Origin of the sequence: Bacillus cereus group sp. BfR-BA-01379, assembly GCF_022663605.1 — a bacterium.
GTDB classification, from domain to species: Bacteria; Bacillota; Bacilli; order Bacillales; family Bacillaceae_G; genus Bacillus_A; species Bacillus_A mobilis.
This window is the reverse complement of sequence record NZ_JAKUFT010000193.1, coordinates 1-566: the sequence shown is the minus strand read 5'-3', so window position 1 is coordinate 566 and position 566 is coordinate 1. Positions and strand designations below refer to the sequence as shown.

Here is a 566-nt window from a genome sequence, read left to right as displayed (position 1 = left end):
ATGTTTGAGTTATTTTATTAAAAGTGCGGGTGAAGGGAGTCGAACCCCCACGCCAAAGGCGCTAGATCCTAAGTCTAGTGCGTCTGCCAATTCCGCCACACCCGCATATTTTGTTAAAATGGTGAGCCATGAAGGATTCGAACCTTCGACCCTCTGATTAAAAGTCAGATGCTCTACCAACTGAGCTAATGGCTCTTAATGGCTGGGCTAGCTGGATTCGAACCAGCGCATGACGGAGTCAAAGTCCGTTGCCTTACCGCTTGGCTATAGCCCATTAATTAAGAATGGTGGAGGGGGGCAGATTCGAACTGCCGAACCCGAAGGAGCGGATTTACAGTCCGCCGCGTTTAGCCACTTCGCTACCCCTCCGACATATATGGTGGAGGATGACGGGATCGAACCGCCGACCCCCTGCTTGTAAGGCAGGTGCTCTCCCAGCTGAGCTAATCCTCCATTTGCCTGGCAACGTCCTACTCTCACAGGGACAAGGTCCCAACTACCATCGGCGCTAGAGAGCTTAACTTCCGTGTTCGGTATGGGAACGGGTGTGACCTCTCTGCCATCAT

The 566-nt window shown here is 52.5% G+C and carries 5 tRNA genes and 1 rRNA gene; all 6 read right to left on the bottom strand.

The features are described from left to right. Positions 1–24 precede the first annotated feature (24 nt). A tRNA-Leu gene (locus tag MR113_RS27415) sits at positions 25–105 on the bottom strand. A gap of 14 nt (positions 106–119) precedes the next feature. Continuing rightward, positions 120–195, bottom strand: a tRNA-Lys gene (locus MR113_RS27410). Positions 196–199: 4 nt separating this feature from the next. Further along, positions 200–274: transfer RNA gene (locus tag MR113_RS27405), tRNA-Gln, on the bottom strand. Positions 275–285: 11 nt separating this feature from the next. Then, positions 286–369 (bottom strand) — tRNA-Tyr (locus MR113_RS27400). 8 nt (positions 370–377) lie between these two features. Further along, positions 378–453, bottom strand: a tRNA-Val gene (locus tag MR113_RS27395). Between the two features lie 4 nt (positions 454–457). After that, positions 458–566: ribosomal RNA gene (gene rrf / locus MR113_RS27390) — 5S ribosomal RNA — on the bottom strand; the annotation flags it as partial.